Here is a 14346-nt window from a genome sequence, read left to right as displayed (position 1 = left end):
CGCCCCAGCCCGCCGTCGGGCACCGCGTCCCAGCTCGACCCAGCACAGGAAAGTCAGATGACCGTCCTCTCTCCCACCCAGCCCACCCAGGGCCTCGGCGAACCGCCGCGCCCCTCGCGCCGCGTCGGCTTCTCCCAACGGCTCGGCCGCTGGGACGTCAAGCTCTCCCCCTACCTCTACATCTCCCCGTTCTTCATCCTCTTCGCCATCACCGGGCTGTTCCCGCTGATCTACACGGCGTTCGTGTCGGTCCACGAGTGGAACCTGCTGGGCGGACAGGGAGACTTCGTCGGCCTGCAGAACTTCACCGACGTGCTCGCGCAGCCCACCTTCTGGAAGTCGCTGCGCAACACCTTCTCGATCTTCCTGCTGTCCTCGGTCCCGCAGGTGATCTGCGCGATCATCATCGCGGCCCTGCTCGACCAGAACCTGCGCGCCGCGACGTTCTGGCGCATGGGTGTCCTGCTGCCCTACGTCGTGGCCCCCATCGCGGTCAGCCTCATCTTCGGGCGCCTCTTCGCCGACCAGTACGGCCTCATCAACGGTCTGCTCGGCACGTTCGGGATCGACCCCATCCGCTGGCACGCCGACACGCTCGCGAGCCACGTCGCGATCGCCTCGATGGTCAACTTCCGCTGGACCGGCTACAACGCGCTGATCTTCCTGGCCGCGATGCAGGCCGTCCCGCGCGAGCTCTACGAGGCCGCGATCATCGACGGCGCCGGCCGGTTCCGTCAGTTCTTCTCCGTGACCGTCCCGCAGATCCGCGCCACGATCATCTTCGTCATCATCACCTCGACCATCGGCGGCCTGCAGATCTTCGACGAGGTCCGTGCGTTCGACGCCCAGGGCCTCGGCGGCGCCGACCGGCAGTGGATGACGACGGTGCTCTACCTCTACGACGTCGCGTGGGGCAACCAGAAGAACTTCGGCCGTGCGGCCGCGATCGCCTGGATCCTGTTCATCGTCATCCTGCTCATCGGCCTGGTGAACTTCGCGATCACGCGGAGCATCTCGACGTCGGGCCCCAGCAAGAAGGTCCCCCGCGGCGTCCAGCGCGCCCGACGCAAGGCCGCCGCCGCGGCCGTCCGCGCGCAGAACGCCTCCGGCCGACCCAGCGGTGCCCCCGCCCGCAGCAGCAGCGCGCCCACGGGCGCTCCGAACGAACGGAACAAGCGATGAGCTCGATCCCCGTCGTCGCGCAGACCGCCGGCGCCGGCGCCGCTCGTGCCGCGGCCCGCCGCCCCAACCGTCGCCCCGTCCGCAAGGGCACGGGCGGCTACACCCGCCGCCCGGGCTGGATCACCTACACGGTCCTCGGCCTCGTGCTGCTGGTCTCGGTCTTCCCGCTGTACTTCACGCTCATCCTGGGCTCCTCGACCCCCGAGGAGATCTCCAAGAGCGCGCTGCCGCAGCTGCTGCCGGACATGAGCCTGTTCACCCAGTTCGCCGAGGTGGTCGGCTCGAGCGCGATCAACTTCTGGAAGGCGTTCACGAACTCGGTCATCATCGCGGTCATCACCTCGCTGTCCGTGGTGCTGTTCTCGACGCTCGCGGGCTACTCGTTCGCCAAGCTGCGCTTCCGCGGCCGGGGTCCCCTGCTCGTCTTCGTCATCGCGACCATGGCCGTGCCGACCCAGCTCGGCGTGATCCCCATGTTCATCCTCATGTCGGACCTGGGCTGGATCGGCAAGCTGCAGGCCGTGATCGTGCCCGCGCTCGTCACGGCGTTCGGCGTGTTCTGGATGACCCAGTACCTGTCGGAGTCGCTGCCGTACGAGCTCATCGAGGCCGCCCGCGTCGACGGAGCGTCGATGTTCCGGACCTTCTGGTCGATCGCGCTGCCCGCGGCGCGGCCCGCCGCCGCGATGCTCGGGCTGTTCACGTTCGTCCAGCAGTGGACGAACTTCTTCTGGCCGTCCATCGTGTTGAACCAGGAGAACCCGACGTTGCCGCTCGTGGTGCGCTCTCTCCAGGCGAACTACTTCGTGGACTACTCGCTCGTCATGGCAGGGGTGTTCCTCGTGACCCTGCCGCTGATCGTGCTGTTCATCTTCACCGGTCGCCAGCTGGTCGCCGGCATCATGCAAGGAGCTGTCAAGGGATGACCGAGATCATCACACCCCGCACCCTGGGCACCACGGGGCGCGTCGAGTTCCCCGAGGGATTCCTCTGGGGCGCCGCCACCGCCGCGTTCCAGATCGAGGGGGCCGCGCACACCGACGGCCGCGAGGACTCCGTCTGGGACACGTTCTGCCGGATCCCGGGCGCCGTCCTGGGCGGCGACGACGGCGAGGTCGCGTGCGACCACTACCACCGCTACCGCGAGGACGTCGCGCTCCTGGCCGACCTGAACCTGGACACGTACCGGTTCTCGTCCTCGTGGGCGCGCGTGCAGCCCGGCGGCGGAGCGGTCAACCAGAAGGGGCTCGACTTCTACTCGCGCCTCGTCGACGAGCTCCTCACCAAGGACCTCCTGCCGTGGATCACGCTGTACCACTGGGACCTCCCGCAGGCGATCGAGGACCAGGGCGGGTGGACCAACCGCGACACGGCCTACCGGTTCGCCGACTACGCCGTGACGATGCACGAGGCCCTCGGCGACCGGGTCGGGGTCTGGACGACCCTCAACGAGCCCTGGTGCTCGGCGTTCCTCGGGTACACGGGCGGCATCCACGCGCCCGGGCGCCAGAGCCGACCCGACGGCCTCGCCGCAGCGCACCACCTGCTGCTCGGCCACGGCCTCGCGGTCCAGGCGCTGCGTGAGCGGGCCCCCGAGGCGAACCTCGGGATCACGCTCAACTTCACGGTCGCCGACCCGGTCGACCCCGACGACGCGGGCGACGTCGACGCGGCCCGCCGCATCGACGGTCAGTTCAACCGCATCTTCCTGGACCCCGTCATCAAGGGCGAGTACCCGGCCGACGTCCTCGCGGACGTCGAGCAGTACGGCTTCGCGGACCACATCCAGGACGGCGACCTGGCGATCATCTCGTCGCCCATCGACGCGCTCGGGGTGAACTACTACCACGGTGAGCTCGTCTCCTCGCGTCCCGCGAGCACCGAGCTCGTGGGCGACGCCCCGGTCGCGCGCAAGACGTCGAGCCCCTACCCGGCGGCCGACAGCGTGTTCAACCACCCGCGCGGGCTGCCCGTCACGGACCAGAACTGGGAGATCCAGCCCGAGGGCCTGACCCGCCTGCTCAACCGCCTGGAGGCGGACTACACGGGTCCCGCGGGCGTGCCGCTCTACATCACCGAGAACGGCTGCGCCTACGACGACGTCGTGGAGGCCGACGGGTCGGTCGACGACCAGAACCGCCTCGAGTTCTTCGACGCCCACCTGCGGGCCGTCAAGGACGCGATCGTCGACGGCGCCGACGTGCGCGGCTACTTCGCATGGTCGCTCCTGGACAACTTCGAGTGGTCGTGGGGCTACTCGAAGCGGTTCGGGGTCGTCCGGGTCGACTACGAGACCCAGGAGCGCACCGTCAAGGCCAGCGGTCGGTGGTTCGCCCAGGTGGCAGCCGACAACGCCGTCCCCGCGCGCTCCTAGCGCGTCGACGCCGATCGTGGCAGTTCTCTCATCGTGGCCTGGCAGGATACTGAGACCATGAGCACCTTGAGTTCCGCGCCGACCCTGGACGAGGTCGCCCAGACGGCCGGCGTGTCCCGCTCGACGGCGTCCCGTGCGATCAACGGCGGCCTGCGCGTCTCTCCCGAGGCGCAGGCCGCCGTCGACGCCGCGGTCCTCCAGCTCGGGTACACCCCGAACCGCGCGGCCCGCTCGCTCGTGACGCGCCGGACCGACTCGATCGCGCTCGTCGTGCCCGAGCCGGACGAGCGCATCCTCACGGACCCGTTCCTCTCGGGGACGCTCCGTGGCGTCAGCGCGGCTCTCGCCCCCACGGACCTTCAGCTCGTGCTGCTCATCGCGCGGCCCGACGAGCACGCCGGCCGGATCGTGCGCTACCTGCGCAGCGGGCACGTCGACGGCGCGATCATCACCTCGCACCACCGCGAGGACGACCTCGAGGGCGCCGTGCTCGCCTCACCGCTGCCCGCGGTGTTCGTCGGGCGCCCCTTCACCGCGATGGACGACCTGGTCTACGTCGACGTCGACAACGTCGAGGGCGGGCGCATCGCGACCCGGCGCCTTCTCGACGGCGGGTACCGCCGCATCGCGACGATCGCCGGACCGCAGGACATGACCGCCGCGGTGGACCGTCTCACCGGATGGCGAGCGGCCCTGGGCTCGGCGGGCCTGCCCGACGACGCGATCGCCTACGGGGACTTCGCCGCGGCAGGCGGGGCGGCGGCCATGGAGGAGCTCCTCGAGCGCCACCCCGACATCGACGCGGTATTCGCCGCGTCGGACCTCATGGCCGAGGGCGCGCTGCGCGTCCTGCGCGCCCAGGGCAGGTCCGTGCCGGGCGACGTCGCGGTGGTCGGGTTCGACAACCTGGGCGTCGCCGCGACCACGAGCCCCGCGCTGACCACGGTCCAGAACCCCGTGGTGGAGATGGTCAAGGCCGCGACCGGCATGCTGCTCGACCTCATCGCGGGCCAGCCCGTGAAGGAGTCGGCCCGCATCTTCTCCCCCGAGCTCATCCGCGGGGCGTCGGACTGATCGCGGGTTCCCGCCGGCGCTCCGCGAGATGCGGCCAACGGGGGTCTTCTCAGCGATTCGACCCCCGTTGGCCGCATCTCGGCGTCAGAGCGCCCCGACCTCCGCGGTGACGCGAGCGGTCGGGCGCCACTCGTCAGCAGGGGTCGGCGAGCATCACCGACCCCTTGGACCGCAGCATCAGTCGACGTCCCACTGGTCGGCGCGCTCGTCCCCCAGGTCCGCGCCCACGCCACGGGCCGCGACCTCGGCGACCACGGCAGCGACGATCACCTCGACGAGCAACGCACCAGCGACGGCGAAGAACGCGGCGTCCGTGGCGCCGTCGGGCTCGAGGACCGTCACCACGACCGCGACCGCGGCGACGACCACCCCGCCCGGGACCACGACCCGGAGCGCCGCCCGGTGCCCCGCGATCCACCCCGCGTCGCTGCGCTGCGTCGCGGGCGTCCTGATCCCGATCAGACCGTTGCGCGTCATGCGGTCGGTGGCCCCGAGCCAGGTGAGCCACACGACGAGCAGAGCGACCGCGACGAGGATCCAGACTGCGAGCACGAGGGCCTCTTCCTAGAGGGGGTCGACGCGGACGTCGTGGTGCGAGGGGACGAACAGCTCCTCGATCGGCGCGCCGAGGAGAGCGGACAGGCGGAACGCGAGCGGGAGGCTGGGGTCGAACCGGCCACGCTCGATCGAGATGACGGTCTGGCGCGAGACCCCGAGCCGCTCGGCGAGCTCGGCCTGCGTCAGCCCGAGAGCCGCACGGCGGGCGCGCACGTGGTTCTCCATCAGGCCGCGACCAGCCGCGTCCTGTGCTCACGGGAGCGCGGCGCGACGCCGAGCGCCGCACCCGGCACGACGTCCACGACGGCGTGCGCGGCGACGGTCCGGACGGTTCGGCGCGGCATGTGTTCAGAGTAAAGAACACTTGACATGGGGACAAGGGCGAGTGTCGCACGGGGCCTGACGCTCCGTCTTGTGAAAGTTCTCACAAGACGGCTCGGCGAGTCGCGCGTCACACCCGCGTACCGTCGAGGAACGTCGCGTCGACGCCGACCCGAGCATGCCCGGGAGGGCTCCACGACGCCCATCCACGGACGGAAGGACCTGTCATGACCTCCCTCGCGAGCTCTCCCCCGGGTCCAGCCGGCCGACCGACCGCGTCACCGACCGCCGGACGTGGGAGCGGCTCGCGCCCGAGCCGCGCGCTCGCGCCGCTCGCGGTCGCGGGCATGACCTCGCTCTCGACCGTCGACTGGCCGGGGCACCTCGTCGCGACCGTGTTCCTGCAGGGCTGCCCCTGGCGCTGCACCTACTGCCACTCGAGGGACCTCGCCCCGACCACCCCCGCGGACACCGAGGGACCCATCGCATGGCCCGACGTCGTCACGTTCCTCGAGCGGCAGCGTGACCGTCTCGACGGGGTCGTGTTCTCGGGCGGCGAGCCCACGCTCCAGGCCGCGCTCCCCGCAGCGATCGCCGACGTGCGGGAGCTGGGGCTCGCCGTCGGGCTGCACACCGCAGGCCCCTGGCCCGTGCGGCTCGAGCACGTCCTGCCGCTCGTCGACTGGGTGGGCCTCGACATCAAGCACCTGCCCGAGGACTACGAGCTCGTCACGGGCGCGCGCCCCTCGGGCGACGCCGCGTACAGGTCGCTCGCGGTGCTCCAGCGCTCGGGGGTCGAGTACGAAGTCCGCACGACCGTCGACCCGACCGTCCACTCGCGCGGGGACGTCCTCGAGCTCTGCGGGCGGCTCGCCGCCCTGGGCGTGCGCGGGCACGTGCTCCAGGAGGCGCACCCGCTCGGGACCGACGCCGCGTACGCCGCGGCGCTGGCCGGCATGCGGCTGTCCGACGTGCTCCACGACGACGACCTGCCGCAGCTCGAACGCCGCACGTAGCCCGCGTCCGTGCTCGTCCTCGAGCGGAACGGTCCCGCTCAGCGCCCCCGCGGCCCGAGGTGCTTGCGCGGGGAGAACGTCACCACGAAGTTCGGCCAGTGGCCGTCCTCGTCGATGATCTCCTCGTAGGTGATCGAGATGATGTCCTCGGCCTTCAGTCCCATCGCCCGTACCTCGGCCGCCACGCGCTCGAACAGGGCGGCGACGTCGTCCCGTCCCTCCCCGTCCGGCAGGCCGAGCCCGAAATGACGCGCCGGGTACCCGTGGGTGTCGATGCGCGTGCGTGCGGTCCTGTTCCACCGCTTGGAGGCGCGGCGTGCGAGAGGGTCCATGCGGGGCACCCTACCGACACCTCCCCGTGCCGAGCCCGAGGTTTCTCCGGCGACCAGCGGCGGTCGCGGGACGCACCTCGGGCTCGGCGGTCCCGGGCAGGCCGCTCAGCGCGTCACGTGCCCGAACCGGTGCATCGTCCGGCTGATCGCCTGCTCGCGCAGGACCGTGAGCAGCTCGCGCCGACCGCTCGCGAGCACCGGGTGGTCGAGCACCGTCACGTCGCCCACGTGGCCGGCCGCAGCCTCGCGCAGGCCCGGCGCCGAGCCCACCACACGCACGCGGCCCGTGACCTCGCCCCGCGCGACCGCCGCGGCGAAGTCCTCGTCGCTCACGGGCGACGCACCGTCAGCGCGGCTCACCACGACCGGCACCCCGGCCGTACGTGCCGCGGACAGCACGCGCTCGACCTCGACCGGCGCAGCCCCCGTGCCGACCCGGACCGTGAGCACGTCGATCGGCCGGTACCGGAACACGTTGGACTCGACGTGCAGCCCTGACGGGTCGTGCTCGACCGCGAGCTCGTGCGCCCACCAGCGGGCGTCGTCGGCCTGCGCCCACGCGAGCCACGCCTCGGGCGAGGCCTCGCGCGCGGGGACGGGGCCGCCGTCGGGCGCCCCGCTCCCGGAGCCCGCGGCGACCGCGTCGCTCCACGTGCCCAGCTCGGCCACGTAGTTGGGCCCACCGGCCTTGGCGCCCGGCCCCACGGCCGAGCGCTTCCAGCCGCCGAACGACTGGCGCTGCACGATGGCCCCCGTGATGACCCGGTTGACGTAGGCGTTGCCGACCTGGACGCGGTCGAGCCAGGTGTCGACCTCGGCGTCGTCGAGGCTGTGGATGCCGCCCGTGAGGCCGAACGAGACCGCGTTCTGCAGCTCGATCGCCTCGTCGAGCGTCGCGGCCGTCATGATGCCCAGCACGGGGCCGAACACCTCGGTGAGGTGGAAGAACGAGCCCGGCGCGACGCCCGAGCGCAGGCCCGGGGTCCACAGACGTCCGTCCTCGTCGAGCCGGCGCGGCGCGACGAGCCACTGCTCGCCCGGTTCGAGCGTCGTCAGGGCGCGCAGCAGCTTGCCCTCGGCGACCTCGGTGAGAGGCCCCATGGTCGTCGAGACGGCGGTCGCCGGTCCCACCGCGAGGGAGCGGACCGCGTCCACGAGCTGCACCGAGAACCGGCGACCGGTCTCGGTGCGCAGGTCGCCGACCGAGCCCACGAGGATCACGAGCGAGGCCGCCGAGCACTTCTGCCCCGCGTGACCGAACGCCGAGCGCACGACGTCGGCCGCCGCGAGGTCCAGGTCGGCCGACGGGGTCACGACGATCGCGTTCTTGCCCGACGTCTCGGCGAGCACGTCCAGGTCGGGGCGCCACGACGCGAACATCTGCGCCGTCTCGATCGCCCCCGTGAGGATCACGCGGGCCACGCCCTCGTGCGTCACGAGATGGCGCCCCAGGTCGCCGTCGGGCACGCGTGAGAGCTGCACGACGTCGCGCACAGCCTCGGCCGTCAGGCTGCTGCCCGCGGGCGCGCTCGCCACGGCGTCCGCGAGCCCCGCGTGGATCGCGTCGACCGCGACCTCGAGGCAGCGCGGCGTCGCGGGGGCGGGCTTGGCGACCACGGCCGAGCCGGCCGCGAGCGCCGCGACGATCCCGCCCACGGGGATCGCGACGGGGAAGTTCCACGGCGGGGTCACGAGCGTCACGCCGTCGGGCGTGAACGTCGCACCGGGCACCTGGTCGAGCGCCTCGGCCGACCGCGCGTAGTAGCTCGCGAAGTCGACGGCCTCGCTGACCTCGGGGTCCGCCTCGGCGACGGTCTTGCCGGGCTCGTGCACCATCGCGGTCACGAGGGCGGTGCGCGCCTCCTCGAGGCGCGCGGCCACGGCCCGCAGCGCGCGGGCGCGGTCCGCGGGGACCACCTGCGCCCAGGCCACGGCGGCCTTCCCCGCACGCGCGACGACGTCGTCCACCTCGTCCGCGCTGGTCACCTCGGGCGACTGCGCGGGCACGTACCCGGAGTCGGGCCCGACGACCCGCGCGGCCCAGGCGCGGTTCGCCGCGACGGCCGGGTCGGTGTCGGAGGCGTTGCGGAACCCGGTCGCGACGGCGTCGCCGGGCGTCGACGCACCGAGCGGCCCGACGGCGTCGCGCGCCTGACGACGCGGCGTCACGTCTGCGTCGGAGTACCGGGTGCCGAGCTCGACCGAGGCGCGGTACGCCGCCTCCTGGCGGTCCATCGCCGACTGTGCGGTCCGGTCGGCGGGCGCGAACATGGCGTGCAGGAAGTTCTGCTCGGCCGCGTTCTCCTCGAGGCGGCGCACGAGGTAGGAGATCGCGACGTCGAAGTCCTCGCGCGCGACGACCGGGGTGTAGAGGACGACGCGGCCGCCGTCCCGGGCGACCTCGTCCCGCACGGCCCGCGCCTCGCCCGGCGCCATGCCCTGGAGCATCTCGATGTCGAGCGCGTGGCTGACCCCGCGGGCGCGCGCGACGAGGATCGCGAGCGCGACGTGGAACAGGTTGTGGCTCGCGACGCCGATCCGCACGGCGTCGGTGCGCGGGGCGCGCAGCGCGTGGTCGACGAGGCGCACGTAGTTGGCGTCGACGTCGGGCTTGGTCGGGTAGGGCGCCTGCTCCCAGCCGTGGAGCTCGGCCTCGACCTTCTCCATCGCGAGGTTCGCGCCCTTGACGAGGCGCACCTTGACGGGGGCTCCGCCCGCCGCGACACGCTCGGTCGCGAACGCGGTGAGGCCGTCGAGCGCACCCAGCGCGTCGGGCAGGTACGCCTGGAGCACGATCCCGGCCTCCAGTCCGCGGAACTCCTCGCGCCCGAGGATCGTCTGGAAGACCTCGGTCGTCAGGGCCAGGTCGCGGTACTCCTCCATGTCGAGGTTGAGGAACACCCCGTGGTCGCGCGCTGCGCGGAACAACGGCAGGAGCCGCTCGACGACGCGGTCGCGCGAGCCCTCGAGGTCCCACGTGACGAGCTGGGACGCGACCGAGGACACCTTGACCGACACGTAGTCGACGTCGGGACGCTCGACCAGCGCGATGGTGCGGGCGAGGCGGGCCTGGGCCTCGTCCTCGCCGAGCACGGCCTCCCCGAGGAGGTTGACGTTGAGCGCGTAGCCCTCGGCGCGCGTGCGCGCGAGGTGCTTGCCGAGCCCCGGCCCGGCGTCGGCCACGAGGTGGCCCACGAGCTGGCGCAGGCGGACCCGCGCGGCGGGCACGACGACCTTGGGCAGCAGGGGTGCCATGCGCGCACCGAGCCGCAGGAGCGCGGTGTCGACGGGGCCGAGGAACCCCTTGGCCCCGCCCGCGAGCTCACCCAGCAGGCCCAGCTCGCGCGCGGCGACCTGGACGTCCTGGGGGCGCGCCACGTTGTCGACGAAGCGCACCGCGAGCTCGAGACCCGCGGGGTCGGACACCAGGGCACCGAGGCGCTCGGCGGTCCTGCGCTCGCCCGCCCCCTCGGAGGCCGCGTCCGCCGCGGCGATCCAGCTGCGGGCCAGGCGCGCGGCGTCGTCGGTGAGGGCGTCGATCGGGGTGTCGGTCGAGGTGCTGGACGTGTCGTCGACCCTGTCGGTCGGGTGCAGGGGCGCGGAGGTGCCGGCTCGTGACCGGTCCCCCGCGCGCGCTGCCCCCGCAGGGGCAGGCGATGCTTCGTTGCTCATCCTCCTAGCGTGCCTCCGATGCTGACGCTTCGTCTTGTACGATCCGGGCTGTCATGGCAGCACTTCCGGACAAGTCCACCCCACCCCGCACCTGGCCCGAGGGCGAGGCGCTCCTGGCTGCCCTGAGCCCCGCGATGGTCGACCTCATGGACGAGCTCTCGTCGACCATGTTCTGCGCCAAGGACGTCACGGGCCGCTACGTGCTGGTCAACCGGGTCTTCGTGGCCCGCACCAACGAACGCTCGCGCCGCGCGGTCGTGGGCAGGCGCGCCACGGACCTGTTCGTCCCGCAGCTCGCCGAGCGCTACGACCAGCAGGACGCCGAGGTGCTGCGCACGGGGCGCCCGCTGCGCAACGAGCTCGAGCTCATCCGCCGCCTGGGCGGCACGCCCGGCTGGTTCCTCACGTCCAAGCTCTCGGTGCACGACGGCGCAGGTCGCCTCGTCGGGTTGGTGTCGGTCTCGCAGGACCTGCGCGAGGACGACGCCGACGACACCTCGATGGACTCGATGGCACGGCTCGTCGCCGGGATCGAGGAGCGCCTCGGCCAGTCGCTCACGGTCGCCGATCTCGCGACCCTCGCGGGATGCACGCCCGCGGTGCTCGACCGGCGCGTGCGCCGCGTGTTCTCGCTCAGCCCTCGACAGCTCGTGCTCCGTGCCCGGGTCGACCGCGCGGCCGAGATGCTCGCGCACTCGGACTCTCCCATCGCCGAGATCGCGGTCGTCACGGGCTTCTACGACCAGCCCGCGTTCACCCGGACCTTCGCGCGGCTGACGGGCGAGACGCCGTCGTCGTTCCGGCGGCGGGCGCGGCGGTGAGCGCGTCGGCGTGACGCGTCTCGCCGAGCCGCCTAGCCTCGGGGCGACGAGGATCGAGGGGATCCCCGACGACGAGGAGGCCTGTGCCCGTGCGCCACGACGACCGCCACCCCCGACGCGCGGCCGGCGCTCTCGTGCTCGGCGCCGCGGTGCTCCCCCTCCTGGCGGCGTGCGGGGTGGGCGACGACGTGGTGATCTGCCCGGCCATCATGCAGGCATCGACGCTCGAGGTGCGGCTCGCCGACTCGTGGCCCGACCGGGAGGCCTTCGACGTCGCGGTCGACTGCCCGCCGGGAGCCGGGAGCTGCGGCCTGATCCGTGCCGGCTCGGTGCAGCTCGTGCCGGAGGCCGACGCACCACCGCCCGTCGATCTGACCGCACCGACCGACGGGGAGCCGGCCACGCCGGTCCGGCCCACGCCGACCACGCCCACGCCCACGCCCACGCCCACAGTCACCGGACCGGTCTGGATCGGCTCCGTGTTCTCGCCACCGTCGGAGGTCGTCGTGACGGTCGTGCGCTCGTCGACGGGCGACGTCGCGCTCGACCGCGTCGTCGAGCTGGACTGGCAGGCTGAGAGCCCCGACGATCGTGACTGCCCGGGCCCGCAGCAGGCGACCGTCGTCCTGGACGCCGGGTGAGTGGTCTCCACGACCGCACGGCTCGTCACGACCGGTCTCCCGGTCGCGCACCTGCTCCGGCCGTGCCAAGACTGGGACCCATGACCTCGATCCCCACCGCCGCCCTTCCCGGCGGCGACATCCCCCTGCTCGGCCTCGGCACCTGGCAGTCCGAGGGCGACGACTGCTACCGCGCGGTCCGCCACGCGCTCGACGTCGGGTACCGGCACATCGACACCGCGACCATGTACGGCAACGAGGAGCAGGTCGGCCGTGCCCTTGCCGCGTCGGGCGTCCCCCGCCAGGACGTGTTCCTCACGACCAAGCTGCGTCCCGCCGACGTCGGGCGCGAGCACGAGACCCTCGCCCAGTCGCTGCGCCTGCTCGGCACGGACTACCTGGACCTGTGGCTCATCCACTGGCCGCCGTCCGGAGACGCCTCGCCCTGGGTGTGGGCCGAGCTGCTCGCGGCGCGGAACGTGGGCCTCGTGCGATCGGTCGGGGTGTCCAACTACTCGGTGGACCAGCTCGACATCCTGTCCGAGCAGACGGGCGAGACCCCCGCGGTCAACCAGATCCCCTGGGGGCCCGACGACTACGACCCGCAGGTGGTCGAGCAGCACGCCAAGCGCGGCGTGGTCCTCGAGGGGTACAGCCCGTTCAAGCGCACGAACCTCGACTCGCCCGCCCTGCAGGCGGTCGCCCGGGCGCACGGCGTGAGCACCGCGCAGGTCGTCGTGCGCTGGCACCTCGACCACGGGTTCGTCGTGATCCCCAAGTCCGTGACCCCGGCCCGGATCGAGGCGAACTTCGACGTCACGTGCTTCTCCCTGACCCCCGACGAGCTCGCGAGCATCGACGCGCTCGGGTGACGGCGCACGGCCAGGTCCGGGAGCCGACGTGAATCGGGCCCCGACCTGGCGGTACGTTGGTCGGACACGGTCCCTCACCACGGGACCGCGAGGAATCCCTCATCACCCGGAGGAAGAGTGACGACGACGTCAACGCCGCCCACGAGCGGCGCCACCCAGCCTGCATCCACCCCAGAGAAGGCCTCGGCCCTCGCGACGGCCCACAGCCAGCTCGCGAACGCGGTGGAGATCCTCGGCTACGACCCGGGCCTGCACGAGATGCTCGCGACCCCGCGCCGCGAGGTCAACGTCTCGGTCCCGCTCCGACGCGACAGCGGGGACATCGTGCTGTTCCGCGGCTACCGCGTCCAGCACAACGTCTCGCGCGGCCCCGGCAAGGGCGGGCTGCGCTACCACCCGAGCGTCGACATCGACGAGGTGCGCGCGCTCGCGATGTGGATGACCTGGAAGTGCGCCGTCGTCGACCTGCCGTACGGCGGGGCCAAGGGCGGCGTGTCGATCGACCCGCGCGAGTACTCGCAGGCCGAGCTCGAGCGCGTGACCCGGCGCTACACGAGCGAGATCATGCCCGTGATCGGCCCCGAGCGGGACATCATGGCACCGGACATGGGCACCAACGAGCAGACCATGGCGTGGGTCATGGACACCTACTCGGTCAACCGGGGCTACACGATCCCGGGCGTCGTGACGGGCAAGCCCATCCCCGTGGGCGGTTCGCTCGGGCGCACCACGGCCACGTCGCAGGGCGTCGTCCACACGACCCGGGCAGCCCTCGCGGAGGCGGGCCTCGAGCTCTCGGACGCGTCGGTCGCCGTCCAGGGCTTCGGCAAGGTGGGCTCGCACGCCGCCGCGATCCTCGCGGGCCACGGCGCCCGGGTCGTCGCGGTGAGCGACCAGTACGGCGGCATCCACGACCCCGACGGGCTCGACGTCGCCGCCCTGTTCCGGCACGTCGCCGAGACCGGGACGGTGGTCGGCTTCGAGGACGCCGACCCGATCGACAACCACGCACTGCTCGCGCTGCCCGTCGACGTGCTCATCCCGGCCGCGGTCGAGGGCGTGCTCGACGACGTGACCGCGCACACCGTCAAGGCGCGCTGGGTCGTCGAGGGCGCGAACGGACCGACGACCGCCGCGGGCGACAGGATCCTGGCCAAGAACGGCGTGACCGTGGTGCCGGACATCCTCGCGAACGCGGGCGGCGTCGTCGTGTCCTACTTCGAGTGGGTCCAGGCGAACCAGGCCTACTGGTGGACCGAGCAGGAGATCGGCGAGAAGCTCGAGCACCGCATGCACGTGGCCTACCAGGGGGTCTCGTCGTTGGCCCGTCGCGAAGAGATGAGCCTGCGCGACGCGGCGCTCGTCATCGGCATCCAGCGGACCGCCGAGGCGCACCAGATCCGAGGGCTCTACCCGTAGGGTCCTGGCTCGACGCCCGGCAGGGGCGGTCCTCGCACGGCGAGGGCCGCCCCTCGCGCGTCGGGGCGCGGGCTGGCGGCGGGCA

The 14346-nt window shown here is 72.6% G+C and carries 13 protein-coding genes; 9 read left to right on the top strand and 4 right to left on the bottom strand.

Annotated elements, in window-relative coordinates:
* Nucleotides 1-57: 57 nt before the first annotated feature.
* The 4 genes from ACFWGN_RS10185 to ACFWGN_RS10170 are packed head-to-tail and all read left to right on the top strand — an operon-like array spanning nt 58 to nt 4630.
* On the top strand, nt 58-1182 hold the full coding sequence (locus ACFWGN_RS10185; RefSeq protein ID WP_191800201.1) for a carbohydrate ABC transporter permease: 1125 nt from the start codon (nt 58-60) through the stop codon (nt 1180-1182).
* Nucleotides 1179-2108, top strand: a complete 930-nt coding sequence (locus ACFWGN_RS10180; protein WP_068624496.1) for a carbohydrate ABC transporter permease — start codon at nt 1179-1181, stop codon at nt 2106-2108. The genes ACFWGN_RS10185 and ACFWGN_RS10180 overlap by 4 nt, the downstream gene beginning before the upstream one ends.
* Nucleotides 2105-3556 (top strand): GH1 family beta-glucosidase, encoded by a 1452-nt coding sequence (locus ACFWGN_RS10175; RefSeq protein ID WP_377616745.1) that lies wholly within the window; start codon nt 2105-2107, stop codon nt 3554-3556. Before ACFWGN_RS10180 ends, ACFWGN_RS10175 begins: the two co-directional genes overlap by 4 nt.
* A 57-nt stretch (nt 3557-3613) precedes the next feature.
* The gene (locus ACFWGN_RS10170) at nt 3614-4630 is read left to right on the top strand and encodes a LacI family DNA-binding transcriptional regulator (protein WP_377616744.1); all 1017 of its coding nucleotides are present in this window, start codon (nt 3614-3616) and stop codon (nt 4628-4630) included.
* A gap of 177 nt (nt 4631-4807) precedes the next feature.
* Here ACFWGN_RS10170 and ACFWGN_RS10165 read toward each other — a convergent pair whose 3' ends face one another.
* Together ACFWGN_RS10165 and ACFWGN_RS10160 are read right to left on the bottom strand one after the other, a co-directional pair.
* Nucleotides 4808-5182, bottom strand: coding sequence for an SdpI family protein (locus tag ACFWGN_RS10165; RefSeq protein WP_377616743.1), 375 nt, complete (start codon nt 5180-5182; stop codon nt 4808-4810).
* A gap of 12 nt (nt 5183-5194) precedes the next feature.
* Nucleotides 5195-5413, bottom strand: a complete 219-nt coding sequence (locus ACFWGN_RS10160; RefSeq protein ID WP_191800209.1) for a helix-turn-helix transcriptional regulator — start codon at nt 5411-5413, stop codon at nt 5195-5197.
* A gap of 323 nt (nt 5414-5736) precedes the next feature.
* Here ACFWGN_RS10160 and ACFWGN_RS10155 point away from each other — a divergent pair, with 323 nt between their 5' ends.
* The gene (locus ACFWGN_RS10155; protein ID WP_377616742.1) at nt 5737-6525 is read left to right on the top strand and encodes an anaerobic ribonucleoside-triphosphate reductase activating protein; all 789 of its coding nucleotides are present in this window, start codon (nt 5737-5739) and stop codon (nt 6523-6525) included.
* Between the two features lie 38 nt (nt 6526-6563).
* Here the strand turns inward: ACFWGN_RS10155 and ACFWGN_RS10150 are convergent, their stop codons facing one another.
* Complete coding sequence (locus tag ACFWGN_RS10150; RefSeq protein ID WP_377616741.1) at nt 6564-6857, bottom strand: hypothetical protein; 294 nt, start codon at nt 6855-6857, stop codon at nt 6564-6566.
* Between the two features lie 105 nt (nt 6858-6962).
* Nucleotides 6963-10529: a proline dehydrogenase family protein gene (locus ACFWGN_RS10145; RefSeq protein WP_377616740.1), complete on the bottom strand. Its 3567-nt coding sequence runs from the start codon at nt 10527-10529 to the stop codon at nt 6963-6965.
* Between the two features lie 53 nt (nt 10530-10582).
* Here ACFWGN_RS10145 and ACFWGN_RS10140 point away from each other — a divergent pair, with 53 nt between their 5' ends.
* From ACFWGN_RS10140 to ACFWGN_RS10125, 4 genes are all read left to right on the top strand, one after another.
* Nucleotides 10583-11350, top strand: a complete 768-nt coding sequence (locus ACFWGN_RS10140) for an AraC family transcriptional regulator (RefSeq protein ID WP_377616739.1) — start codon at nt 10583-10585, stop codon at nt 11348-11350.
* Between the two features lie 89 nt (nt 11351-11439).
* Nucleotides 11440-11991, top strand: coding sequence for a hypothetical protein (locus ACFWGN_RS10135; RefSeq protein WP_377616738.1), 552 nt, complete (start codon nt 11440-11442; stop codon nt 11989-11991).
* 80 nt (nt 11992-12071) lie between these two features.
* On the top strand, nt 12072-12842 hold the full coding sequence (locus tag ACFWGN_RS10130) for an aldo/keto reductase (RefSeq protein WP_377616737.1): 771 nt from the start codon (nt 12072-12074) through the stop codon (nt 12840-12842).
* Nucleotides 12843-13064: 222 nt separating this feature from the next.
* Complete coding sequence (locus tag ACFWGN_RS10125) at nt 13065-14261, top strand: Glu/Leu/Phe/Val dehydrogenase (protein WP_318244325.1); 1197 nt, start codon at nt 13065-13067, stop codon at nt 14259-14261.
* The last annotated feature ends 85 nt before the right edge of the window (nt 14262-14346 follow it).

This window comes from Oerskovia sp. NPDC060338 (assembly GCF_042726295.1).
Lineage (GTDB): Bacteria > Actinomycetota > Actinomycetes > Actinomycetales > Cellulomonadaceae > Oerskovia > Oerskovia merdavium.
Note: the sequence above shows the minus strand (reverse complement) of the source record. Positions and strands in the feature narration are given on the sequence as shown.

What these genes read in the sequence shown, in the direction of transcription:
- ACFWGN_RS10155 (WP_377616742.1), top strand. Translation starts at nt 5,737, where the DNA reads ATGACCTCCCTCGCGAGCTCTCCCCCGGGTCCAGCCGGCCGACCGACC.
- ACFWGN_RS10160 (WP_191800209.1), bottom strand. Translation starts at nt 5,413, where the DNA reads ATGGAGAACCACGTGCGCGCCCGCCGTGCGGCTCTCGGGCTGACGCAG.
- ACFWGN_RS10175 (WP_377616745.1), top strand. Translation starts at nt 2,105, where the DNA reads ATGACCGAGATCATCACACCCCGCACCCTGGGCACCACGGGGCGCGTC.
- ACFWGN_RS10140 (WP_377616739.1), top strand. Translation starts at nt 10,583, where the DNA reads ATGGCAGCACTTCCGGACAAGTCCACCCCACCCCGCACCTGGCCCGAG.
- ACFWGN_RS10145 (WP_377616740.1), bottom strand. Translation starts at nt 10,529, where the DNA reads ATGAGCAACGAAGCATCGCCTGCCCCTGCGGGGGCAGCGCGCGCGGGG.
- ACFWGN_RS10130 (WP_377616737.1), top strand. Translation starts at nt 12,072, where the DNA reads ATGACCTCGATCCCCACCGCCGCCCTTCCCGGCGGCGACATCCCCCTG.
- ACFWGN_RS10170 (WP_377616744.1), top strand. Translation starts at nt 3,614, where the DNA reads ATGAGCACCTTGAGTTCCGCGCCGACCCTGGACGAGGTCGCCCAGACG.
- ACFWGN_RS10185 (WP_191800201.1), top strand. Translation starts at nt 58, where the DNA reads ATGACCGTCCTCTCTCCCACCCAGCCCACCCAGGGCCTCGGCGAACCG.
- ACFWGN_RS10150 (WP_377616741.1), bottom strand. Translation starts at nt 6,857, where the DNA reads ATGGACCCTCTCGCACGCCGCGCCTCCAAGCGGTGGAACAGGACCGCA.
- ACFWGN_RS10180 (WP_068624496.1), top strand. Translation starts at nt 1,179, where the DNA reads ATGAGCTCGATCCCCGTCGTCGCGCAGACCGCCGGCGCCGGCGCCGCT.